The sequence below is a fragment of the Nocardia sp. NPDC052001 genome, assembly GCF_040680615.1.
Taxonomy (GTDB): Bacteria; Actinomycetota; Actinomycetes; order Mycobacteriales; family Mycobacteriaceae; genus Nocardia.
The window spans coordinates 110,502-133,730 of the sequence record NZ_JBFAXC010000014.1 but is presented as its reverse complement, the minus strand read 5'-3'; the positions used below and the strand labels follow the sequence as shown (position 1 = coordinate 133,730).

Sequence of the window (23,229 nt, the reverse complement as noted above, 5' to 3'; positions counted from 1 at the left end):
CACCCGTTGGCCCGGCCGCCGCGTGCGGCCGGGCCAACGGTCCCGATTCACGCGGGAAATCCGCCCGCCCTGCCCAGCAGCGCGGGCACCGGTGCGCCGAGTTGTTCGCCGAGCCAGACACCGGTCGCGCTCACCCACTCCATGCTGACCCCGGTGCCGATACCCATGCGGTCGAGCATGTACAAAAGGTCCTCGGTGGCGATATTGCCGGTGGCCGCCGGGGCGAAGGGGCAGCCGCCGATCCCGCCGGTACTGGCGTCGAGTACGCGCGCACCGGCCTCGAGGGCGGCAATGGCGTTGGCGTATCCGGTATTTCGCGTGTTGTGGAAATGGCAGCGCAGTGGGATACCGGGTGCGCGCTCGATCGATCCGGTCACGGCCGCACGCACTCGGTCGGGGGTGCCGACGCCGATGGTGTCGGCGAGCGCGATCTCATCCGGGTGCGCCGCCGCGACGCTCTCGACCAGGTCCAGCACCGCGCTGGGGTGCACCTCGCCCTCGAACGGGCAGCCGAACGCGGCGGCGATGGTGACGGTGCGGCGCAACCCGGCCGCCGCCGCCCGCTCGGCCAGCGCGGTCCAGCGGTCGATGCCTTCCTGGGTGGTGCAGCCCTGGTTGCGACGGCTGAAGGTATCGGTCGCGACCACGACCACATTGATCTCGTCCACACCCGCGGCGAGCGCTCGATCGAGACCGCGATCGTTGAACACGAGCCCGGCATAGGACACCCCGGGCATGCGGGGCACCCCGGCCATCACCGCTTCGGCGTCGGCCATCTGCGGAACCCGCTGTGGATTCACGAAACTCACCGCCTCGATACGGCGCAGGCCGGCCTCGATCGAACGCTCGATCAACCGCACCTTGGCCGCGGTCGCGATGATCTCGGACTCATTCTGCAACCCGTCCCGCGGGGCCACCTCGACCACCGTGACGTCCATGGTTCCTCCTGCTATCTTGCCGCATTGTTTCACTCAGGGATACAGTGTATCCATTCTCGCCACGGAAGGGGCCGCCGCATGCCACCCGAAACCACTACCGCCACAGGACCTTTGGCAGACCTTCGGGTCGTGGAAATGGGCCAGTTGCTGGCCGGGCCGTTCTGCGGACAGCTGCTCGGCGACTTCGGGGCCGAGGTGATCAAACTGGAGTCCCCGGGTTCGGGAGATCCCATGCGCCAGTGGGGACGTGAACAGGCACAGGGCAAATCGCTGTGGTGGCCGGTGGTGGCGCGCAACAAGAAATCGGTGACGTGCAATCTGCGCGATCCGCAGGGGCAGCGGCTGGCGCGCGAGCTGATCGCCGAGGCCGATATCGTGATCGAGAATTTCCGGCCGGGCACCATGGAGCGCTGGGGGCTGGGTTATGACGCTCTCCGCGAACACAATCCGGGGCTGATCATGGTCCGGGTGAGCGGATACGGTCAGACCGGACCGTACGCACCGCGCGCCGGATACGGCTCCATAGGCGAAGCGATGGGCGGAATCCGCTACACCACGGGCGATCCCGATCGCGCCCCCGCCCGCACCGGCATCTCGCTCGGGGATTCGCTCGCGGCGGTCTTCGCCACCATCGGCACCCTCGTCGCGGTGCATCACCGCACCCGTACCGGTCAGGGCCAGCTGGTGGACTCGGCCATCTACGAGGCGGTGCTGGCCATGATGGAATCGCTGCTGCCGGAATACGCGATCACGGGATATCAGCGCGAGCGCACCGGCTCGGTGCTGCCGAATGTCGCGCCCAGCAATGTCTATCCCACCGCGAGCGGTGACATGATCCTGATCGCCGCCAACCAGGACACGGTATTCGCCCGGTTGACCGAACTCATGGGCCGTCCCGAACTCGCATCGGACGCGCGGTATGCGAACCACACCGCGCGGGGCGCCCGGATGGCCGAACTCGACGATCTGATCGCCGCCTGGACCAGCACCGTCGCGGCCGAGACGCTGCTGGACCGACTGCACACCGCCGGTGTTCCGGCCGGTCGCATCTACACCGCGCGAGATATGTTCGCCGATCCGCATTTCGCGGCTCGCGAGGCGATCGTGCGCATCACCCATCCCGAACTCGGGGATCTCCCGATGCACAATGTGGTGCCCAAGCTCAGCGCCACCCCCGGCGCGATCCGGCACGCGGGACCGGATCTCGGACAGCACAATGCCGAGGTCTACGGCACCCTGCTCGGCCTGGACGCGGACCAACTCGCCGAACTCGCCCGCACCGGCGTGGTCTGAAGGGAATGGGCGTGAAGGATCTCGCCGAAGACGCCCGCCGTGCGGGATACGGAACACCGCTCGGCGCGGGCGATCACCCCGCGGTGCTGGTGATCGATATCTGCGCCGCCTACCTCGACGATGATTCGCCGCTGCGCGCACCGGTGGAATCCGCCGTCGCGGCGGCGGCCACGCTGGTGAATCACGCTCGCGCGAAAGGCTTTCCGGTCATTTTCACCCGCGTGGCCTACCGGCCCGGCACTTCCGAGGGTGGCCTGTTCCGCCGCAAGGTGCCGACGCTCGCGGTCTTCGAGGAGGGAAACCCGTTGGGCGACTTCATCGATGACCCCGCCCCACTGCCCGGCGAATCGATCATCACCAAGCAGTACCCCAGCGCCTTCCATGGCACTCCGCTGGCCGCCAACCTCACCGCCGACCGCATCGACACCCTGCTCATCACCGGCCTGACCACCAGCGGCTGCGTCCGAGCCACCGCCACCGACGCCCTCCAGCACGGTTTCCGCCCGCTGGTGGTCGCCGACGCCTGCGGCGACCGCGACCCCCGCCTGCACGATGCCAACCTCTACGACCTCAACGCCAAGTACGCCGACGTCCTGAATCTGGCTGCGGCACTGGATATCCTGACCCGATAGCCCGGCACGAGGCCGGGCCGAACGGTCAGCGGTACTCGGGATTCTCGAAGTCGAAACGGCAACCGGCGTCCCATTCACTGCGCTGGTTGCCGTGCGCGGGAAAGCCGCCCGCGTCGACGAGGATGCGCGCCAGATGCATGAGGTTCCAGGTCATGAAAGTGGTGTTGCGGTTGGTGAAATCGTTGTCGGGTCCGCCGGAACCGGGATCCAGATACGACGGTCCCGGTCCGGCCTCCCCGATCCAGCCCGCATCCGCCTGCGGCGGAATCGAGTAACCGATGTGCTGCAGGCTGTAGAGCACGTTCATCGCACAGTGTTTGATGCCGTCCTCATTGCCGGTGATCAGGCAGCCGCCGACACGACCGTAGTAGGCGTACTGCCCGGCATCGTTGAGCACACTGGAATTGGCGTAGAGCCGTTCGATGACCTGCTTCATGACCGAACTGTTGTCGCCCAGCCAAATCGGTCCCGCCAGCACCAGGATGTGCGCGTCCATCACCTGCCGTTGCAGGGCCGGCCATTCGTCACTCGCCCAGCCGTGTTCGGTCATATCGGGCCAGACACCCGTGGCGATATCGTGGTCGACGGCTCGGATATGCGATACCGCCACGCCGTTCTTCGCCATGATGTGGGCCGAGAGATCGATCAGGCCCTGAGTATTGCTACGGTCCGGGGACCGTTTCAGGGTGCAGTTGATGAACAGAGCACGCAGATCGTTGTAATCGGGCATCGCGGCGGACCTTTCAGTAGTCGTCCGATCGGGTGGTCACGCGTGAGCCGGGCGGGGCCGGACCGAGGGCGCGCCCACACCGTCACCACTGCGATTCTCGACCCCGCCCCGGCTCAAAATGCCGTTGTGCGATGGTCTGTCAGCGATTCGTCACCGTTTCTCCCACTCAGGGTCGAGCCCGAGGGCTCCACCTCACCGCGTTTCCACCGTGACAGCCGAATCCTCTCGTGGACCTGTCCGATACACGTAGTCGCGCGCGGTTTCGCTGCCCAACTGCGCGAGGAACCACATGGCGGTCCAGCGGGCAGCGGCGGCGATGGTCTGTGCGCGCGGTGCGGTTTCCCGGTGCGGATCGGGGGCGGCGCCGGGCGGATTGTCGACATCGGCGAGTCCGAAATGATTGGCGCCCACGAGGTTCACGAATTCGGCCGCCGGTGCGCCGGTCAGTCTGGTGAAGCTCTGGTGCGCCTCATCGGGCTCGCTGACCCCGTCCAGGGTGCCGTTGATGAACATGACCGGAATATCGCTGACCGCGACCGCGTCGATCACCGGGCCGATGGTGGTGTTGGTGCCGTGTCCGACAACGGCTTTCAGCTCCGGTGGATGGTGGTAGTCCGAACCGAGGCAGAAGGGGATCTGGCAACGGTCAGCGGCGGCGTACAGCGCCGCGGCGCCGCCGTAGGAGTGTCCGGCGACAACCAGTGTGGTGGGGTCGATGATCGCGCCGACCGGGGACGTGGGGTCCGAGGCCTGGGAGCGCGCCCAGGTGAGCACATCGGTGAGTTGGAATTCACTGGGTAGGCGGTAGTCGACCATCGACATCGGATACCGCTCGGGGACCACGACGACGAAGCCGTAATCGGCTACGGCGGAAGCGAATTGGCTGTAGTACTGGCGGCCGACATTGGCGCCGGGCAGAAACAACGCCACCGGTAGTCGATGGTCCGGGCGTGCCGCCGGGTACCAGATGGTGGCCTCGTCGGTGGAGATGCGCGCCGCTGCATGGCGAACACCGTCGATGTCGGCGTTGGCGGGTGCGGCGGTGAGCAGGAGTAGGGACAGGGCGGCCGCGGAGATGGCGCGCATGGGACTCCCGTTTCGCTTGTGGAAACACTGTTTCGATGTGAAACTATCGGCGGAGCATACTCCGAAACAGCGTTTCGCCCAAGAGAACGGAGACCCGCCCATGGGGTCGCATCCACACGGCTGGTGGATTCTGTTGCACCTGGTGTTGTTCGTGTTCTGGCTGGGCGGCGATCTGGGCGTCTACTACTCGAGCAGGTTCGTGATCAACCCGGATCTCACCCCGCCCGCGCGCGCCACCGCGCTGGCGATCATGAGCGGACTCGATCTCGGTCCCAAGATCTGCCTGGTGCTGTTCCTGCCCAGCGGTATCACCCTGATGGCATTGGATCCGCACGGCGCGTCACTGTTCGGGATCGACCTGTTCCCGTGGTGGCTCATGGTCGGGGTGTGGTTGTTCGCCGCTATCTGGTTGGCGCTCACGGTGATTCAGCACCGCACCCACGGCAGCCGCACTGTGGTGTACCGCGCCGATCTCGCCATCCGGTGCGCGGTCATCATCGCGATGGCCGCGGCCGGGATCTACACCCTGCTGGCGAGCGAACCCTTCGGCGTCACCACGAATCCGAAGTGGCTGGGCGGCAAAATCCTGCTTTACACCATCGCCATCGCGGCCGGGCTCGGCATTCGAATGACGTTGCGGCCCTTCGGCCCTGCCTTCGGCACGCTCATGTCGACCGGTTCCACCGCTCAGGTCGAGCGAACCCTGCGCGGCAGCGTGGACGGCTGCCTGCCGTATGTCTGGGCCATCTGGGGCAGCGTACTCACCGCGGCGGCGCTGGGCGTGTTCAAACCCGGCGCGCACCTGGGCGGCTAACCGGAACCACGAGACGCTAAGCGGTGTAACCCAATTGGGCCGAGAGCGCGGCCGCGGCCTTCTGCAGCAGCGGCACGTACTCCTTCATCTTCGGCTCGAACCGCGAGAGCGGGCCGCAAATGCTGATCGCCGCCACCACGCCGCCGTCATGATCGAGCACGGGCGCGGCGATCGACGCCGCGCCGATCTGCCTTTCCCCCAGCGAGATCGCGTATCCGCGCTTGCGCACCTCGGCCAATTCGGTGCGCAGTTTGCGCGGGGTGGTGATGGTGGCATCGGTGAACGGGGTCAGCTCGTGCCGGTCCAGGTACTCGTCGATCTCCTGCTTGCGCAGATTCGCCAGAATCACCTTGGACGAGCTCCCGGCGTGCAGCGGATACGGCACTCCGAGCGCGACCTCCATACGCAATTCCTGGTCCGGCACAACCTGATCCACGTACATGCGGGTATCGCCGCGTCGAATGGACAGCGTCGCGGTCTCACCGGTGAGCGGGGCCAGGCGGCGCAGTTCGGGGGCCGCCATCACGCGCAGATCGGTGCGGGCCAGATAGGCGCGCCCCAGCGCAATGGCCGCGTGGCCCAGTGCGTAGCGGCGCGAAGTCGGTTCCAGGGTGATGAGTTCGCGGTTGCGCAGCGCGGTGAGGATGCGGTGCACCGCGGCCTTGGTCAGGCCGAGTTCATTGGCGATCTCGGTGACCCCGAGATCGGGACGACCGGTGCGGCCGAACAGCAACAACACGTCCATGGCCCGTTCGACGGCGGCGATGGAACGACTCTGGTTCTCGGCCTCGGTGTCCGACACGCCCTCAGCTTAGGGCACCGAATTTCCCTATGGGAAACAGCCCGTCGAAATCCTGATGTATTCGCCGAAATCGCTGCGTCACAGCGCCGTTCCCACTTGCGCGGCCCCGCGCGCAGCGTTACCTTGTGCGTAACAGCGTTTCCTCTATCGAAACGGAGATGCAGGGTGGATACGACGTATCTCCGTGCTGTCATGGCGCAGTGGGCCAGCGGTGTCGTGGTGGTCACCACGGTGCGCGACGGCGGCGGCCGACACGGTATGACCGCCAGCTCCTTCACCAGTGTGGCCCTGGATCCACCGCTCGTCTCGGTATGTCTGGCCACCGCGAGCAGCACCTGCCGATTCCTCCGGCACAGCGGGGTTTTCGCGGTCAATGTGCTGGGCCACGACCATGAGGACATCGGCCGCCGCTTCGCCACCTCCACCGCCCGGGGCGATCGGTTCGCCACCGGACGCTGGGATACCGCGAGCACCGGCGCGGCCGTGCTCACCGATGCGGTGGCCTGGGTGGACTGCGTCGTCGCGGCCTGTCATCCGGCCGGTGATCACACCATCGTGCTGGGCCTGGTCCAGGACGCGGCCACCCCCAGACCCGCGCCGCCACTGATCTACCACGATCGCACCTACTACGAGGGGATAGCTCGATGATCGGCGAACGACTCGTCGAAGATATGACCGACGCCGAACGCGCACGCGCACAACGGGTGGACGAGGTCCTGCCCGCCCTGCGCGCCGCCGCCGAGGAGGCCGACCGCACCGCCACCTTCCCCGCCACGCATATCGCGCTCCTGCGCGAGGCGGGTCTGCTCGGCCTGGTGGTGCCGGAGAAATTCGGCGGTCTCGGAGGCACCCTGCGCGATCTGGCCGCGGCCACCTACGCCATGGGCACCGCCTGCCCGTCCACGGCACTGGCGTATTTCTTCCACAACACCAGCGCCTCGCGGGGCCTGCTCCCGCTGGAGGCGATCGACGCCGGATTGTTCGCCGACGACGAGATTCCGGTGGTGCGCGCCTTCGCCGAGAAGGTGCTGACCCGCATGGCCGAGGGCGTATGGCTGGCGAATTTCGCCTCTGAATCGGTCAAGACCGCCAAGGCCAATATCACCATCGCCACCACCGCGCGCAAGGTCGACGGCGGCTGGATCCTACGGGGCGAGAAGTCCTTCGGGTGCGCCACCGGCGTCGCGGACTACTACCTGACCTCGGCCAAACTCGAGGGCTACGACACCGCCGAGGGGCTGGCGACCTTCTTCGTCCCGCGCGCAGCGCCCGGGGTGAGCGTGCGCGCGCCGTGGGACGGGCTCGGGATGCGGGCAACGGCCAACAATGGCATCCGCCTGGACGAGGTGTTCATCGCCGACGACGAAGCGCTGGCGATACCCGGCGCATTTCCCAAGATGCTCACCATGAGCCGGGGCAGTTTCGTGGGCAATCAGCTCGCCATCGCGGCGGTGTACACCGGCTGCGCGCAGCGGGTGTACGACGAGACGCTGGCCGCGACGACCCGGAAGACCTTCGCCGACACCGGCGAACCGATCGCCTCGTCGCCGGTGCACCAGGTGCTCATCGGCGAGATGACCCGGCAATTGCAGTCGGCCTACCTGTGGCTGCGCTATCAGCTGGGCATCGAGACGGTGGAGCCGCCGATCAAACCCAAGCAGGAGGTGTTCACGCAGTGGCGGCTCGGCAAGGGCGCGGTCACCGAGGCGTGTTTCGCGGTGGCGCTGGGCGCGCTCAAAGCCGGTGGCACCTCGGCCGCTTCGATGAGTGGGGTGACGGGCCGGGCCCTGCGTGATCTCGCCATGGGTCTGGTCATGACCTTTCCCGCCGAGCGCGGCATGCTCGAGGTGGCGCGCATAGTGACCGACGCGACCGCGAACGAACTGTTCACCACCGCACCCGTCGAGGCCGCGCGATGACCGGCGAGCTGCCCCCGATCGTGGAATTCATCGATGGCGAGTGGGCGACCCCCGGCGTGGATCTCGATGTGGCACTGGAAGATCCGGCAACCGGTACCCCGGTGGCCCGAGCGCTGGCCAGTACACCGGAACGGGTCGACCGCGCCCTCGCTGTCGCGGACGGCGCGACCGGGATCATCACCCCCGAAGTCCTCGATGCCATCGCGGACGATCTCGAACCACGGCTGGCGTACATTGCCGAATGGGATTCGCGCGCAACAGGTGTACCGATCCGGCAGACCGAGTTGTTCGGCGTCATCGTCGCCGGGGCGTTCCGGCTGGCCGCCGCACAGGTGCGCGCCGGAATACTGCGCGAGGACCGCGAAGGCATCCGCGTGCGCCGGCTGCCGCTCGGACCGGCGCTGTGCCTGGTGCCGTGGAATGCCCCGGCCCCCATGGCCGCCCATAAGGTGGCCAACGCGCTCGCGGCGGGCTGTCCGGTGCTGCTGAAGGTCAGCGAGCTCGCCCCGTACAGTGCGATTCCGCTGGCGCAGGCGATCGCCGAACACGTCCCGGCCGGGATGTTCCAGCTGGTGCAGGGTGGGGCCCAGACCGGAGCACAGCTGGTGGCCGATCCGCGCGTCAAAGCGGTGTCCTTCACCGGCGGATTGGCGGGCGGGCGTTCGGTCGCGACCGCCTCGGCTCCGCTCTTGCGGCCGTGCCAGTTGGAATTGGGCGGCAACAATCCGCTGATCGTGCTGCCCGATGCCGATGCCGAGACCGCGGCGCGCATCGCGGCGGAACTGCTCACCACCCTCAACGGGCAGTGGTGCCGGGCGCTCGGGCGTTTGATTCTGCCCTCCGACCGCGCCGGTGAATTGCTCGACGCCATCGGAAAACGGCTCGGGGACTTGCGATTCGGTCCGCCGCTGGATCCCGGGACCGAGTTCGGCCCGCTGGTGCACTCGCGGCATCTGCGAACCCTACGAGACGCGTTGTCCGGCCGCGAATTCCAGACCTTTGGCACGCCGCCGCCGGAGGGAAACTATTTTCCGCCCGCACTCTTGGAGGGTGATCTCACCGAGGAGGTCTTCGGCCCGGTCGCGGGAACCCTCACCTATGAATCCGTCGATGAGGCGGTTCACCTGGCCAACGCGCTGCCCTACGGCCTGGAAGGCTACGTCTGCGGCACCGATGAGGAATCGGCGCTGGCTGTGGCACAACGGATTCGGGCTGGGGAAGTCAAGGTGAACGGCTCCTCGGTGATGAGCCTGCACCTGATGACACCGCGCCCGGCCTGGGGCTGGTCCGGACTCGGTGAGGAGGGCACCGGCGAGACGCTGCGATTCTTCACCGGCGCGCGCGTCGTGGGCGTGGAGGGCCGCTTCGCCCTGCATACCTCATGAGCACCGTGGTCGTGGTCGGCGCGGGGCCGGTGGGACTCACCGCCGCGCTGACCCTGGCCCGGCGCGGTATCGCGGTGACGGTGCTGGAGCGTGGCGAGGAGCTCGCCACCGAATCGCGCGCTTCCACCTTCCATCCGCCGACACTCGAAATGCTCGAAACCCTCGGAGTGCTGAAACCACTACTCGCCCGAGGCATCATCGCCACGACATTCCAGTATCGAGAACGCGGCGGCGGGGAGATCGCCACGCTCGACCTCGGCGTGCTAGCGCGCGATACCCCCTATCCGTTTCGTGTGCAATGTGAACAGAGCAAGCTGACTCCAATCCTGTTGGATGCCTTGCCCGATCACGCCCGGGTGCGCTTCGGCCACGAGGTGCACGGCCTGCACGCCGGACCGGACGGGGTCATTCTGCACACCTCGCACGGGCCGGTGCGCGCGGATTGGGTGATCGGCGCGGACGGTGCGCATTCGATCGTGCGCAACGGCGTACATGCCGGATTCGACGGCAGTACCTACCCCGAACGGTTCCTGGTCGCCTCGGTCGATGAGGATCTCGCGACAGCGCTGCCCGGCATCGCACCGATCAATTACGTCTTCGATCCGCACGAATGGCTGGTGCTGTTGCGCACCCCGCAGCACTGGCGGGTGCTGCTGCCCACACCCGCCGATACCGCGGACGACCTCGAAATGGATCGGCTCCCGGCACGTTTGGCCGCGGTCGCGGACCTGGGCAGGCCGTGGCGGGTGCTGCACGGTTCGCTGTATCGCGTGCATCAGCGGGTCACCGAATCCTTCCGAATCGGCCGGGTGCTGCTGGCGGGCGATGCCGCGCATGTCAACAATCCGCTCGGCGGCATGGGAATGAACAGCGGTATCCACGATGCCGTGCGCCTCGGTGACGCCCTGGCCGATGTGCTCGCCGGCGGCTCGGAGTCCGGGCTCGATGATGCCGCCGCACTGCGGCGGGCCGTCGCCATCGACCATGTGCAGCGCACCAGCCATGACAACTGGCGGCGGTTGCGCAGCGACGACGCGGCACATCGCGACCAATTGCGTTCGCTGGCAGCGGATCCGGTGGCCGCGCGCGCTTACCTGCGCAGAGCGTGTCTGCTCGATTCGCTGGCGGCCCCGCGTTGAGATCTCGCCCGGCCGACACCAGGCCGGGCGGAAATCCGGCGACCACACCGATCAGGAGATGATCATGAAGATCGATCGGGAGAATCCGGCGTATCCCCACGAGATTGTCGGATCGGTGCCGATGACACCACCCGACGCCGTGGAAGCCGTTGTGCGGCAGTCTCACCGGGAGTTCCTGGACCGGCTGGCACAGCCCATCGAGCAGCGCCTGGCCGCACTCGGCGCGGCGGCGGACTCACTCGATGCCCGCGTGAGCGATCTGGCCGCATTGCTGGCCCGGGAGAGCGGTAAGCCCATCGCCGACTGCCGCGGTGAGATCGGTTTCGCCGCAACGTATCTGCGCTGGGTGCGGGACAACGCCGCCGCCGCACTGCGCCCATCGGCGATCGATGACGCATACGGGCGACTGGCGCTCACCCCCGCACCGTTCGGAGTGGTCGCGGCGATCACGCCGTGGAACGCGCCGATCATCCTGTCGGTGCTCAAGCTCGGTCCCGCGCTGGCGGCCGGAAATACCGTGGTGCTCAAACCTTCTCCGCTCGCGCCGCTCGCGGTCACCGAGGTGGCCGCGCTCTTGCCCGGCGTCCGGGTCATCCATGGCGGTCCGGATACGGTGCGAGCGCTCATCGCCCATCCGCTGATTCGCAAGGTGGCCTTCACGGGCGGCGAAGAGGCCGGGCGCAGTATCGCCGCGGCCGCCGGTCAAGCCCTCACACCGGTGGTGCTCGAACTCGGCGGCAATGATCCGGCGGTATTCCTCGACGACTTCGCCCTCTCCCCCGCCGATTATGAGCGCCTCGTGCTCGCATCGTTCGCCACGGCGGGACAGGTGTGCATGGCCGCCAAACGGCTGTACGTGCCCGCGCGCCGCTTGGATGAGTTCCTGGAGTCGTATCTGGCCGCGGCACATCGGATTCTGATCGTGGGAGACCCGCTGGACGAGCTGGTGAGCATGGGACCGGTCGTGAGCCGCGCCGCCACCCAGCGCATGACCGACCTGCTGGCCGATGCCTGGAGTCGTGGCGGCTGGCTGGTGCCACTGGCTGAAATCCCCTCCGGCACGGACGGTTACTACGTCGCGCCCACCCTGGCCCTGGATCTGCCCGATGCGGCCTGGCTGGTCCGGCGCGAGCAGTTCGGCCCGGCGGTACCGGTGCTGACCTACACCGACGAACGCGAGGTGCTGGCCCGCGCCAACGATTGCGAACTCGGACTGGGAGCCTCGGTATGGTCCGCCGATGAGGACCGCGCCTTCGCCTTCGCCGCGCGAATCGAAGCCGGGTTCACCTTCATCAACACGCACAACCGGACCGGTATGTCACTGCGAGCCCCCTTCGGCGGCACCAAACAGAGTGGCTTCGGGCGCGAATACGCCGACGAGGGTCTCCGCGAATACGTTCAGACCACGGTGCGGCATGCACCGGCCGCTTTCCGCGCCGGTGGTTCCGGCCTCTCCGCGCGCGCCTATCCCCAACCGTGAGCTCGACCGAGGGGTGGTCTCGGGTGACCCTGCCATCGTGACGGACTTCTCTGTGCCACACGCCATCTGCCCCACGGACATGGCGAAGCGCCGACGGCGCCGGGCAGGGTTGCCGCGCACGCCGTCGGCGCATCACTCCGGGTCAGTGTGAAGTCCGGCCGCGCCGACGCACCACTACGAACCCCACCGCGGCGATTACCACGACAACGGCGGCGGCGATGCCCACCACCACACCGGTATTGCCGCTGTCATCGTCCGAATCCGCGGCCGCGGCCGCCGATGTGGTGGGAGCCGGGGTCCGCTCGGCGCCGAAGGTGAGGGGCACCGACGCCAGGATGCGAGTGGGGTCGGTCAGGCTCGTCACCGCGACGGTGCAGGCTCCCGGCGTTGCGGTGCAATCGGTTCCGCCGACCGCGCCGACCAATGTGATCGACCGATTGCCGCCGTTGGGCTGCCACTCCCCCTGTGCGTCGGCACGGCCCATCAGCGATCCGCCGAGGTTGCAGTCCGCCGGACTGACCACCGTCGGCTTGCACTGTCCCACCGCCACGGTGGGCAGATTCGCAGGCAGCCCGGCCAGCGATACCGTAATCACCTGTCCTGCGGCGAGACCCGAGTTGACGCTGAGCTTCAGGGCGGGGTCGGCGGTGGCCTCCGGGGTGCCCGCGCACAACATCACGGCGGTGGATCCCAGTGCGGCCAGCGCGATTCGGGCTCGAACGGATTTCATGATTCCTCCAGGAGGGTTCAGAGCCGTCGCCGGTCGGCGAGGGCCAGGACGGCGACGATGAGCATTAGCGCGGCGGTGGCACCCCAGAGCAGCGTCGACGGGCCGTTGGTGTCGGACTCGGCACGGACCGCCGCGACCTTGGGGACCGAGGTGGGGACGGGAGTGGGTGATCCGGCGAAACCTATTGCGACTTCTGCCGAATTCGCGTCGATCACAGCCTGGGGTTCGGTGCCGGGCAGCGGTGCGGCGGCGATCACGCACTGCCTGCGGGTGCAATCGATATCGTGGAAACGCGGTCGCGCAGTGAGGGTGACGGTGGGAAATGTTCCATCGCCGGAGATATTGACGAAGGTCGCGCCGCCCTCGAGATCGCAATCCTTCAACCCATTGGTGAAGCCCTGCTTGCACAGCCCGACCGCCACGGCGGCGAGTCCGGCCCGGAATCCGCTGCCGTTCACGGTGATTCGCTGGCCTTCGGTCAGATCGGCGAAGGCACTGACTTCGATGGCGGCTCCGGCATCGGGGGCGGCGTGCCCCGGAGCGAACCCGAGAGGCAGAGCCGCCGCGACAATGACCAGGCAGGGGGCGATGGTGCGGATCACGGGGCTTCTCCTTCGAGGACCTGGGCGATCAGAGGGGATCGGGACGCCCGCACCGGCGCACGCGGCACGCACAGCGGCGCGAGAGCCAGCGCCGGCAACGCCAGCACGGTCAAACCCGAACCGGTGCCGAACAATTCGCCCAGTGCGGTGACCATGGCGAGTCCCGCCGAACCAGCGCCGACCACCGCCAACATGGTGAGCGACGCCGCGCGATGCGAACCGGAAGTCTCGGCCCGAACCGCGATATCCAGCGCCCGCGCGGCGCGGGCGGCGGCGGTCAGCGCCACCCCGATCCCGATGGTCAGGGTCGCCCGACCGGGCGCGGTGGCCACCAGTACCGGTCCCCCGGCGGCCAGAATCAGCAGCGGGACAACGGCGCCGAGTCGAGGTGCGGGCAGCGCCAGCGCGGCGAGCGCCGGAATCGACGCGAGCACGAGCAGATTCGTCTGTTCGACTCCGAGCGCGTTCCAGCGAAACAGCAGCAGGTACAGCGAAGGCAGTACGGTGCCGCCCACTATCCAGCCGGCGACGGCGTATCCGAGCAGGTACCGACGCGAGAGCGCCCCACGCGCGACGATCAGCGAACCGGGCTGCGATGCGTTCCGGTTCGCAAGAGCGATGCCCAGACCCAGCACGATAAGCGCCGCGCCCGCGAGAATGAGTCCGAGCCCGGGCCTTTCGTAACACAGCGACGCCGTGCCCGCCGTCACGGCGACCCCTGCTGTCATCGTGACCTGCCATCCGGTCAGCGCACCGAACGATTCGAATGCGGCCGCGCGGCCCGTCACGACCAACGGCCCCGCCGCCACCCCGGCGACGACCGCGGCCGTGACGAACAGCCATGGCGCGGATACCGATCCGGCCACCGCGAACCCCGCGCCCGTGACCATCGCGCACACACCGGCTACCGGAAGCGACAGGCGCCGCCGCACGGTGAGCAGCGCCGCCGCACCACCCACGGTGAGCACCGTGAGCGCTATGTAGCCCACCACCGTGCCCGGGACGCCGAGTACGCCGCCCAGCGGTTTGGCCAGCAACACCAGCTGCCCGCCCGCGACTGGACCTGCCAGCGCGCTGCCGAGTACCAGCGCCGCAACACTTTTCGAGGATGAACCGCAGGTCGCCATACCTACCCTCCTGCGTCCGTTTCTCTGAGGGAAACGCAGTTTCGGAATTGCCATATTGAACCCGTGGTGGAGGCGGGTGTCAAGGCGAGCAACGGCGTAACCCTGAGGGAAACAAGACGATTCGGTTGCGCCGAATTACCGGGTCGTGAAATCCGGGACCACCCCTGGACAGATCATCGGCGCCGGTACAGAATCAGCATCATTGGAAACGGTGTTTCGATGTCCGAAACACAGCACCGAGTAGAAGGGTGCGACGCATGACACGAGTCGCGGCCGCACAGCTCGCCGCCGGGACCGACGTCGCCGAAAATCTCGACGCCTGCCTGCGCATGATCGACACCGCCGCCGAGGCGGGCGCAGAACTCGTGGTCCTGCCGGAGTTCTGTAATCACCTATCCTGGTACGACGATCGGGCTCATGCGCGGCGAATGGCCTGCACGCCCGGCGATTCCTTTCTCACCACCGTCGCCGAGCGGGCCGCCGCGCACGAGATCTATGTCAAGATCGGTGTCACCCTGGCTCGCGAGGACGGGCGCACCACCGCCACCAGCCTGCTCTTCGGTCCCGACGGAGACCTGCTCGGTGAGTCCGATAAGCAGATCCTGATGGGCGCGGAGAACGACCATCTCGATCGTGGAGTCGATGACTCACCCGTCATCGATACGCCGCTGGGCCGGATCGGCATGTACGCCTGCATGGAGGGCGTCATCAACGAGGTCACCCGATCCCTGACGCTGCGCGGCGCGCACCTGCTGCTCAACAGCCTCAACTCGTTCGCCACGGACGAAGCGAGCCTGCACATTCCGGTCCGGGCGGCGGAGAACAGGGTGTGGGTGGTCGCCGCCAACAAGATCGGGCCACTGCTCCCGGACGCACAGCTTCCGGCCATCGCCGAACGCCTGGGAGTACCGCCGGACCGATTGCACGGGGCGGGCGAGAGTCAGATCGTCGCACCGGACGGCACCTGCGTGGCCATGGCTCCGGCAACGGGGGAGGCGATCGTCATCGCCGATATCGATATCAGCAGTGCCGATGACAAATTCCGCGAGGACGGCACCGATATCATCGCCGCGCGTCGGCCCGAGCTCTATGAAAAGCTCGATACCGGCCCCCGCGAGCGGCTGGCCGGACCCGGCGCGCCGGCCATCTCCGCCGCCATTGCCACCGCGTCCGGCCGTGAGATTCGCGAATTGGCCACCGCCGGTGTCGATCTCATCGTGCTGCCGGAACTGGCCGATATCCCGATTCCCGAGGTCCTGCGCGCGCTCACGGGCACCAGCGGCTACGTCGTCACGACGGTGCGCGATGGCGCGGCGCACGAAGGTCTGTTACTTCACGCCTCGGGCATCGTCGGACGCCAGCGGCAGCTGCATCACACCGCTCGGCACCCGTGGTTGACACTGCTGGGCGATGAACTCACCGTCTTCGAATTACCCTGGGGCCGAGTAGCCCTGGTGGTCGGTGACGACTCGATCTTCCCGGAAACCTTCCGCCTGGCGGCCGTCGCCGACGTCGATGTGGTCGCCGTACCGTTCACACCGGCCGAATCCTGGGAACTGCGCCTGGGCCTGCCCGAGCGCGCCGCGGAGAATCGGCTCAATATCGTGGCCGCCGGATCCGCACCGTCCGGACTGACCGGCGAAATCTATGCACTGAGTCCGGATTTCACGCTGTGGACCGCCTGGAGCGGCCCGTTCACCGGCGTCATCAGCCACCCCGAGGTGACGACCCTACCGCCCGGCGCGCTCGCGGTCCGAGCCACCGTTCGACCGGCGCAGGCCGTGAATCGCACCGTCTCCCGGGGCACCGATCTGGTCGCGGGCCGCCCGCTCCGGCCGCTGGACACCCTGACCTCCCGCACGCACTGACGAAAGCAGCCATATGAGAACACCATCGGAGCAGCCATGAGTGAAACCCTGCGGCACGTCGAGCAAATGGTCGATGAGACTCCCCGGGTCGATGTGACCGAAACCTTCCGGGAGTGGCGCGACCTCACCACCGATCTCAAATCCCGTCTCGCCGAGCGCTTCACCCTGACCCGCGATCCGTCCACCGAATCGCTGGAGTCCTACGGTGACGCGGCGACCGGTCCCGCGGGCAGCCTCGCGGCCTATTCCGGTCCCGAGATCGACTGGCTGGTGCATTCGTGGATCGGCGATCCGCGCACGGGTTTCGTCAACCTGCATCTCACCGCCTGGCTCGGGCCGCAGGTGCGGGTACCACACCTGGGTTCGGCGCTGCTGCTGTGGCCCGAGGGCTGGTTCTACGTCGATGCCATTCCGCGCGGCGATCTGGTCGGGGACGGTGCCTATTTCGACCGCTACTACGCGGACGCGGACGCGCCGTGGCTGGCCTTCAAGCAGGAGCATCCGGACTTCACCTGGTTCACCAGCCGGACCGGGTTCATTCGCGCCAGCCTCTCCCCCACCGCCTACTGCTACTCCTTCCCGCCCACCCGGCCCAACCTCGATCTGGTGCGCGATCTGCTGACCGCGCGGGTCGAACAGTGGCTGGGATGGGTCGACGAGGCCGAATCCGTGCCCGCCGACGAACGGGCGGCGCTGGCGGAGCGGGATCTGACCGTGCGGCGCAATATCGCCGAGCGCGATCCGGCCAATGTGATGGGCGAGCGCATGTTCGGCCCGGATCTGACCCGGCGACTGGTGCGCGCACTCTGGGGCGGGGATCGCGAACTACCGAGGCCCACAGCATGATTCGTTCACTCTGGTGGTCCGTACGGACCGATGGCAAAGCCCCGTTCGATACCGCGCATCTCAAGGTCTACTACCCGGCCATCGCCTCGGGCGATGACGCCGAACGGCTCACCGGCGTCTTCGGACCGGATCCGGCCGCCGCCCCGTATCCGGTGGTGGTGTTCCTGTCCGGGGTCAATGTCGGTCAGGACTCCTATCGGCGGTTCGCCACCGCCGTCGCCGAGAGCGGATTCGTGGTGGTCACCATGGATCGCGTCGCCGAATTGTTCGGCGGCCAGATGGGATTGACCCCCGGCGTGGACCTGGACGCCGCCCGGCCCGACGCCTACGGCACCCGGCCCACCTGTCCGGCCATCGGCGAGATCCTGGGCGCATTGGCCGAACTGAACGATCTGCCCCCGCTGCGCGGAGCTCTCGACCTGGACCGGATCGCACTGGGCGGACACTCCGCCGGCGGCACCGTGGTCTTGCAGTCCGCACGCTACTTCCCGTCCGTGGCAGCGGTTTTCGCCTGGGGCGCGCACACCATGGTGGCAACCATGCTGGGCTGGGACCCGGGTACGGTCCTGCCCGCGCAGGTGAACTGCCCGGTCCTGTTGGGCGTGGGGACCAATGACGGCGTCATCCAGGGCAGCGCCGACCGCTACGGCGAAGACGGCGCGGATCGGCCGGATCCGGTGCGGCGCACCTTCACCGAGGCCCTGCCGCCGGGCGATCACCTGCTGGCGGTCATACCGGGGGCCAATCATTTCGGTATCGCCGATGCCGATCCCACCGCGGCGCGCGCGTTTCTGGACGGCCCGGCCGACACCGAGGCGCTCGACCCGTTCGCCCGCCTGACCGCGGCATTCCTGCGGACACATCTGCGCGGCGAGGCGGCGGCCGCGCACGAGCTGGCCGCATTGGGCGACGACGTGCGCCTTACGCGGCGATAGGAGCGAGACGATGCTGAAGAACTTCTGGTACGCACTGGAATTCGCGGACAGGGTGAGCAGAACGCCCCGGAAGGTGACCTGCCTGGGCCAGGATTTCGTGCTGTATCGCACCGAATCCGGTGCGGCGGTGTGTCTTTCGGATCTGTGTGTACATCGCGGCGGTGCGCTGTCGATGGGCACCGTGACCGGGGATTGCATCGCCTGCCCGTACCACGGATGGCAGTACGACTCCGACGGCGTGTGCGTGAAGATCCCGGCCAATGCCGAGGAACGCAAGATTCCGCGCAAGGCCCGGGTTGACGCCTACCCCACCACCGAACGGTATGGGATGGTGTGGGCCTTCCTGGGCGATCTGCCCGAGGACGAGCGGCCCCCCATCCCGGTCATACCCGAGCATGCGGATCCCGCCTTCCGCATGGTCCAGTTCGAGATGGAGATCGACGCCAACTACGAACGAGCCTTCGAGAATGTCGTCGACGCGGCGCACACCCCGTTCGTGCACGGCACCTCATTCGGGAATCCGGATAAGCCGCAGATCCCGGATTTCCGTATCCAGCAGACGGATTGGTCAGCCGAGGCAGATATCCAGCTGAGTCCGCCGCTGCCCAAGGGTTTATGGGGGCTGCTGGCCCGGCGGCGCGAGCGCGCGGAGTACGTCACCGTCACCAATGCCTGGTATCTGCCGAACATCGTGAAACTGCATGTGCGGCTGCCGATCGGGGATCTGCTGCTCTACGACTTCAATATCCCGCTGTCGCAGGACCGCACGCTCATCAAGATCCTGGGCTATCGCAATTTCTTCACCGGCGCGTGGGCCGATGCCAACGCGCGCAAACGAATCGAGAAGATCCTGCTCCAGGATCGGCCCGTGGTGGAATCGCAGCGCCCGGAGCTGCTGCCGTTCGACCTGTCCGATGAGCTGCATGTGCGCAGCGACAGTCTCCAGGTCGCCTACCGGCGCCGGCGGCTGGAGCTGATCAAACAGGGGTGGTGGGTCGGCGGTGACGACATCATCACCGGCGACTCCCCGCGCCGCACCGCGACGGTGATCGCCTCGCCCGCCCGTCGCGACAATCCCGAACTGGCCAGTGCCTGGGTGCACAAGGCCCGCACCGGAGGTAATCCGCAATGAGTCTGCCCGCCGCGCTCAGCGAGCGCACCCTGGATACCCTGATCTCCTCTTTCGAGCTGCGCGAGAGCGAGGATCTGGCGCTGACCAGTCCCATCTCGCCCGAACCCGTCGGACGGCTGCGTGTGCTGCGCGGCGGACCGATCGACAAGGTGGTGACGGTCGATCTGGTGGTACCGCAGCTCGGACTGGACAGCCACATGATTTTCGCCTTCACCCAAAGCGACAGTGCGGTACCGCATTTCACCCTCGACTCAGTGCACGGCGGCGAATACTTCGCCATGCACCTGGATTTGATCCCGCGGGTCGATCTGGCGGTCAACCTGGAGTATCTCGATGAGGTTTTCGCACCATTGAGTCCGCTGCTGGACCAGGCCTGGGATATCGACGGGATGTCCCAGGCCGCCATCGGCCCCCGGCAGCGGGCCATGATGTCGCCGTGGATGGTGGTGTGCCGCGCGTCCGAGGACGCGTTCCGAGCTCTGGACGGCACCGTGGAACGCTACCTGGATCATTGGCTCAGCTTGGTGCACAAGGGAGTTCCCGAAGTGGACGCGGACCTCGCGGCCCGAGATCTGGCGAATCGCGCCAATCTGTTCAGTCCCGAGGTCGATCCGGTGTGGGCGCGAGTGAGTGCCCTGCTCGGCGAGGAACAGGCCGAGCGGGTGCGCGGGGAGCTCGTCTCATGAACGAGTCGGCCACTCTGTCGCCCAGCGAGTTCCAGAAACGAATTGAGGGCGAATGGTTAGGCCGCCCTTCGCTTTTCGACGCGCAGGGCAGCTGGCGCGGGTTCGAGGATATTCGACGCTCCTCGGTCTTCGAGAACGGGAACACCACCTATTACATGGACGGCGGCCTCACCGGCGGCGGTGAGCTGGCGGGCAGATTCGCCCTCGGCGCACCGTTCGCGTTCGGGGTGCGGGACTCGGACCAGGATCGCCTCTACACCGGACCCGATTTCTTCGGATCCGGGCAGCCCTACGGCGGATTCGTGGACGCGAACTACTACGGGCCGGGTTGGCAGGTATCGCTCAACACCTGGAATCACACGCTCGGCGACACCCAGGTGTATTCGTCGGTGCTGTATCAGGGTCCGGCGATGGTGGGGGTATTCAATGGCGTCTACACCCGCGATCCGAATCTGACCGATCAGCGCCTGGAGTCCGAGACCCGCTGCGGTCCGGTCGTGTTCACCGTTCCTACGAAGGATAAGAGCCGCTACGCGGGTGAGCTCGAGCTCTGGAGCGCGGCGCAACGGCCCCTCGGCACGGCACGCATGGCACTCGAGATCGAGCCGACCAACCTACTCGCGGCCGAACATCGGGTGATCATCTCGGGCGCAATGCACGCGAACTGGCGCGCCACCGTGCGCAGGGACGGCGTGCGCTCGTTCCACGAAGGCCCCGACCTCTGGGGCAATGGAAACTCGTACGGCCGCGCCAATTTCGTGCGCTGGTACACCTCCGACGGACGCCGTGTGAGCGGACGAGAATTCATGATCGACGCCGAGCCCGGAATGGGTTCGGGCAACACGCTCGCGGTGGTGTACCAGGTGTTCGAGCACAACATCCTGACCGCGATCCTGCACGGTGTACTGGAGCGCTCATGAGTACCGTCGCGATCACCGGCGGCACCCGCGGTATCGGGCTGGGCATGGCGCGGGCACTGCTGCGCAACGGGCATCGGGTGGCACTGTGCGGCGTCGACCCCGAACGGGTGGACAAGGTCCGGGCGGAACTCGGCGGCGATGTGCTCGCGACCGTCGCCGATGTCACCGATCATGAACAGCTGCAACAGTTCTGGGACGCGGCGGTCTGCGAGTTCGGTCGAGTCGAGGTGTGGGTGAACAACGCCGGAATCTCGCACGAGCGAAAACCGCTGTGGCAGTTGCCGGTCGAGACAGCACGCGCGGTGGTCGACACCAATCTGCTCGGCGTGCTGCACGGTTCGGCGGTGGCGATGAACGGTATGGCGGCCGCGGGCGGGGGTCACGTCTGGAATATGGAAGGGCTCGGCAGCGACGGGCGCACCGTCCCCGGTCTGACCGCCTACGGTGCGACCAAACGCGCGGTTACCTATCTGACCAAAGCCCTCGCGGCGGAAACTCCTCCGGGCGTCTCGGTCGGACTGCTCAGCCCCGGCATGGTCGTCACCGATCTACTCACCCACGGGTACGACGATCCGGCCGAATTGGCGAAGGCGCGCAAGGTTTTCAATATCCTCGCCGATACGGTCGACACCGTCGCGCCCTGGCTGGCCGAGCAAGCGGTCACGCAGACCCGCAACGGCGCTCACGTGCGCTGGCTGACCACCTCGAAGGTGATCGGCCGGTTCGCCCTGGCTCCGATTCGCCGACGCGAACTGTTCGACACATGAGCACGGTGGACTATCCGATCTCCCTGGCGATCGAGGACTACGTACCGGTCCTGTGCACCGCGTTCGGCGTGCTGCTGCTGCATCGGATAGCACCGAGCGGCCCCGCGGTCCGCCTTGCGGCGGCCTTGCTCGGGATCGGCGGAATCGCCAAGGCCACAGCGAAACTCATAGCGGCGGCCGGGGGGCCGGACCTGATCTGGTTGCGCGGCATGCTCTTCCCCTTCCTGACGCTCGGATTCGGCCTGTTGACAGTGGCATTGCTGCGGGACGGGTCGGGCCGGGTTCCGCGCTGGCTGGCGATTCTGGTCCCGAGCCTGATCGCCGCGTGCGCGCTCGGAGCGATCCTGGCGCGCGACGCCCTGCCCATGCTGGTAAGCACCACGGTCTTCGCCACCATCGCCAGCATTCACCTGATCGGCCTGGCCCGTGCGCGCGGCGATACGGTCTCGGCCGCCCTGCTCGGCATCCAGCTACTGGTGTTCTTCCTCCTCGGTCCGCTCGCCTCACGCCCCGATCAGACGGTGGCGTTGCAGTGGATCGAACAGCTCTGCAATACCGCCGCGCAAGTGGCGTTCCTGGCCGCCGCCTGGCGACTCTCGGCCACGCACGCCGCACCGAAAGACCAGGAGATGATCCATTGACCGACGCCCTGGGGTGGAGACGCAAATTCGGCGTCATAGCCCCCTCCACCAACACCATCGTCGAACCCGACTTCTACCGCATGACCGTGCCCGGCGTGACCTCGCATTTCGCCCGCATCCACATCCGAGACCAGAACATGAGCGATGACGCCGGCATGGATCGCCTGCTGGAACAGATCCGCACCGAGATCGTATCCGCCTGCGAACGCGTCCTGACCTGCGAACCCGATTACATGGTCATGGGCATGTCCGCCGAAACCTTCTGGGGCGGAATCGAAGGCAACCGCCAATTCGTGAAACAGATCCACGACGTCACCGGCCTCGAGGTGGCCACCGGCGCCGAAGCCTGCCGCCGAGCCCTGGAACTGTTCGGCGCCAAACGAATCGGCGTCGTGACCCCCTATCAACCCATCGGCGACGAAAACGTCATCCGCTTCTTCGGTGAACTCGGCTTCGAAGTAGCGGCCATCAAAGGATTACGCTGCCCCACAGCCGTTTCCATAGCCCACGTCACCGAGCACGAGTTGCGTACCGCCCTGCTGGAAGTCGATTCCGACTCCATCGACGCCCTCATCCAGTGCGGCACCAACCTGTCGATGGTCAGCCTGGCCGACGAGGCCGAACGCTGGCTCGGCAAACCGGTCATCGCCATCAACGCCGCCACCTGGTGGATGGCCTTGCGCGACAACAACATCAACGACCGCCTCGAGAACGCGGGTGCGCTCCTGCGCGACCATTGAGCGCAGCCCGAGCCGGA

General features: G+C 67.2%; 24 protein-coding genes. 17 read left to right on the top strand and 7 right to left on the bottom strand.

What is annotated here, in order from left to right; all coding sequences use genetic code 11:
• Nucleotides 1–47 precede the first annotated feature (47 nt).
• Nucleotides 48–938 carry a hydroxymethylglutaryl-CoA lyase gene (locus AB0L82_RS38560; protein ID WP_364648540.1) on the bottom strand — a complete coding sequence of 297 codons (891 nt, stop codon included), beginning with the start codon at nucleotides 936–938 and terminating at the stop codon, nucleotides 48–50.
• Nucleotides 939–1,016: 78 nt separating this feature from the next.
• Here AB0L82_RS38560 and AB0L82_RS38555 point away from each other — a divergent pair, with 78 nt between their 5' ends.
• Together AB0L82_RS38555 and AB0L82_RS38550 are read left to right on the top strand one after the other, a co-directional pair.
• Nucleotides 1,017–2,231, top strand: coding sequence for a CoA transferase (locus tag AB0L82_RS38555; protein ID WP_364648537.1), 1,215 nt, complete (start codon nucleotides 1,017–1,019; stop codon nucleotides 2,229–2,231).
• Between the two features lie 11 nt (nucleotides 2,232–2,242).
• The gene (locus AB0L82_RS38550) at nucleotides 2,243–2,863 is read left to right on the top strand and encodes an isochorismatase family protein (protein ID WP_364648534.1); all 621 of its coding nucleotides are present in this window, start codon (nucleotides 2,243–2,245) and stop codon (nucleotides 2,861–2,863) included.
• A 25-nt stretch (nucleotides 2,864–2,888) separates the two neighbouring features.
• Here AB0L82_RS38550 and AB0L82_RS38545 read toward each other — a convergent pair whose 3' ends face one another.
• The gene (locus AB0L82_RS38545) at nucleotides 2,889–3,593 is read right to left on the bottom strand and encodes a flavodoxin family protein (RefSeq protein ID WP_364648531.1); all 705 of its coding nucleotides are present in this window, start codon (nucleotides 3,591–3,593) and stop codon (nucleotides 2,889–2,891) included.
• 192 nt (nucleotides 3,594–3,785) lie between these two features.
• Nucleotides 3,786–4,679 (bottom strand): hypothetical protein, encoded by an 894-nt coding sequence (locus tag AB0L82_RS38540; protein ID WP_364648528.1) that lies wholly within the window; start codon nucleotides 4,677–4,679, stop codon nucleotides 3,786–3,788.
• A 100-nt stretch (nucleotides 4,680–4,779) separates the two neighbouring features.
• Between AB0L82_RS38540 and AB0L82_RS38535 the strand changes: the two genes are divergently transcribed.
• Nucleotides 4,780–5,493: a hypothetical protein gene (locus AB0L82_RS38535; protein WP_364648525.1), complete on the top strand. Its 714-nt coding sequence runs from the start codon at nucleotides 4,780–4,782 to the stop codon at nucleotides 5,491–5,493.
• Between the two features lie 16 nt (nucleotides 5,494–5,509).
• Here AB0L82_RS38535 and AB0L82_RS38530 read toward each other — a convergent pair whose 3' ends face one another.
• The gene (locus AB0L82_RS38530; RefSeq protein ID WP_364648522.1) at nucleotides 5,510–6,295 is read right to left on the bottom strand and encodes an IclR family transcriptional regulator; all 786 of its coding nucleotides are present in this window, start codon (nucleotides 6,293–6,295) and stop codon (nucleotides 5,510–5,512) included.
• Between the two features lie 165 nt (nucleotides 6,296–6,460).
• Here AB0L82_RS38530 and AB0L82_RS38525 point away from each other — a divergent pair, with 165 nt between their 5' ends.
• The 5 genes from AB0L82_RS38525 (at nucleotide 6,461) to AB0L82_RS38505 (ending at nucleotide 12,218) form a co-directional block, all read left to right on the top strand.
• Complete coding sequence (locus AB0L82_RS38525; RefSeq protein WP_364648519.1) at nucleotides 6,461–6,943, top strand: flavin reductase family protein; 483 nt, start codon at nucleotides 6,461–6,463, stop codon at nucleotides 6,941–6,943.
• Nucleotides 6,940–8,214, top strand: coding sequence for an acyl-CoA dehydrogenase family protein (locus AB0L82_RS38520; RefSeq protein ID WP_364648516.1), 1,275 nt, complete (start codon nucleotides 6,940–6,942; stop codon nucleotides 8,212–8,214). The genes AB0L82_RS38525 and AB0L82_RS38520 overlap by 4 nt, the downstream gene beginning before the upstream one ends.
• Nucleotides 8,211–9,599, top strand: a complete 1,389-nt coding sequence (locus tag AB0L82_RS38515) for an aldehyde dehydrogenase (protein ID WP_364648513.1) — start codon at nucleotides 8,211–8,213, stop codon at nucleotides 9,597–9,599. Before AB0L82_RS38520 ends, AB0L82_RS38515 begins: the two co-directional genes overlap by 4 nt.
• A complete protein-coding gene (locus AB0L82_RS38510; RefSeq protein ID WP_364648510.1) occupies nucleotides 9,596–10,738 on the top strand; it encodes an FAD-dependent oxidoreductase in 1,143 nt (380 codons plus the stop codon). Before AB0L82_RS38515 ends, AB0L82_RS38510 begins: the two co-directional genes overlap by 4 nt.
• A 64-nt stretch (nucleotides 10,739–10,802) precedes the next feature.
• A complete protein-coding gene (locus tag AB0L82_RS38505) occupies nucleotides 10,803–12,218 on the top strand; it encodes an aldehyde dehydrogenase family protein (protein ID WP_364648507.1) in 1,416 nt (471 codons plus the stop codon).
• A gap of 142 nt (nucleotides 12,219–12,360) precedes the next feature.
• Here the strand turns inward: AB0L82_RS38505 and AB0L82_RS38500 are convergent, their stop codons facing one another.
• From AB0L82_RS38500 to AB0L82_RS38490, 3 genes are read right to left on the bottom strand one after another with little or no spacing between them, the layout of a single operon-like run.
• A complete protein-coding gene (locus tag AB0L82_RS38500; protein ID WP_364648504.1) occupies nucleotides 12,361–12,948 on the bottom strand; it encodes a neocarzinostatin apoprotein domain-containing protein in 588 nt (195 codons plus the stop codon).
• A gap of 17 nt (nucleotides 12,949–12,965) precedes the next feature.
• A complete protein-coding gene (locus AB0L82_RS38495; protein ID WP_364648500.1) occupies nucleotides 12,966–13,550 on the bottom strand; it encodes a neocarzinostatin apoprotein domain-containing protein in 585 nt (194 codons plus the stop codon).
• Nucleotides 13,547–14,677 carry a hypothetical protein gene (locus AB0L82_RS38490; RefSeq protein WP_364648497.1) on the bottom strand — a complete coding sequence of 377 codons (1,131 nt, stop codon included), beginning with the start codon at nucleotides 14,675–14,677 and terminating at the stop codon, nucleotides 13,547–13,549. Before AB0L82_RS38490 ends, AB0L82_RS38495 begins: the two co-directional genes overlap by 4 nt.
• Before the next feature lie 257 nt (nucleotides 14,678–14,934).
• Here AB0L82_RS38490 and AB0L82_RS38485 point away from each other — a divergent pair, with 257 nt between their 5' ends.
• From AB0L82_RS38485 to AB0L82_RS38445, 9 genes are read left to right on the top strand one after another with little or no spacing between them, the layout of a single operon-like run.
• Nucleotides 14,935–16,545: a nitrilase-related carbon-nitrogen hydrolase gene (locus AB0L82_RS38485; protein WP_364648494.1), complete on the top strand. Its 1,611-nt coding sequence runs from the start codon at nucleotides 14,935–14,937 to the stop codon at nucleotides 16,543–16,545.
• Nucleotides 16,546–16,581: 36 nt separating this feature from the next.
• Nucleotides 16,582–17,391: an oxidoreductase gene (locus AB0L82_RS38480; RefSeq protein ID WP_364648490.1), complete on the top strand. Its 810-nt coding sequence runs from the start codon at nucleotides 16,582–16,584 to the stop codon at nucleotides 17,389–17,391.
• Nucleotides 17,388–18,326, top strand: a complete 939-nt coding sequence (locus AB0L82_RS38475; protein ID WP_364648487.1) for a dienelactone hydrolase family protein — start codon at nucleotides 17,388–17,390, stop codon at nucleotides 18,324–18,326. The genes AB0L82_RS38480 and AB0L82_RS38475 overlap by 4 nt, the downstream gene beginning before the upstream one ends.
• Nucleotides 18,327–18,336: 10 nt before the next feature.
• Nucleotides 18,337–19,458 (top strand): aromatic ring-hydroxylating dioxygenase subunit alpha, encoded by a 1,122-nt coding sequence (locus AB0L82_RS38470; RefSeq protein WP_364648484.1) that lies wholly within the window; start codon nucleotides 18,337–18,339, stop codon nucleotides 19,456–19,458.
• Nucleotides 19,455–20,144 (top strand): hypothetical protein, encoded by a 690-nt coding sequence (locus AB0L82_RS38465; protein ID WP_364648481.1) that lies wholly within the window; start codon nucleotides 19,455–19,457, stop codon nucleotides 20,142–20,144. The genes AB0L82_RS38470 and AB0L82_RS38465 overlap by 4 nt, the downstream gene beginning before the upstream one ends.
• Nucleotides 20,141–21,064, top strand: coding sequence for a hypothetical protein (locus AB0L82_RS38460; protein ID WP_364648478.1), 924 nt, complete (start codon nucleotides 20,141–20,143; stop codon nucleotides 21,062–21,064). Before AB0L82_RS38465 ends, AB0L82_RS38460 begins: the two co-directional genes overlap by 4 nt.
• The gene (locus AB0L82_RS38455; RefSeq protein ID WP_364648475.1) at nucleotides 21,061–21,831 is read left to right on the top strand and encodes an SDR family oxidoreductase; all 771 of its coding nucleotides are present in this window, start codon (nucleotides 21,061–21,063) and stop codon (nucleotides 21,829–21,831) included. Before AB0L82_RS38460 ends, AB0L82_RS38455 begins: the two co-directional genes overlap by 4 nt.
• Nucleotides 21,828–22,472 carry a hypothetical protein gene (locus AB0L82_RS38450; protein WP_364648472.1) on the top strand — a complete coding sequence of 215 codons (645 nt, stop codon included), beginning with the start codon at nucleotides 21,828–21,830 and terminating at the stop codon, nucleotides 22,470–22,472. The genes AB0L82_RS38455 and AB0L82_RS38450 overlap by 4 nt, the downstream gene beginning before the upstream one ends.
• Entirely contained in the window at nucleotides 22,469–23,212 is a 744-nt protein-coding gene (locus AB0L82_RS38445; RefSeq protein ID WP_364648469.1) for an arylmalonate decarboxylase, read from the top strand. Before AB0L82_RS38450 ends, AB0L82_RS38445 begins: the two co-directional genes overlap by 4 nt.
• Nucleotides 23,213–23,229: the final 17 nt, after the last annotated feature.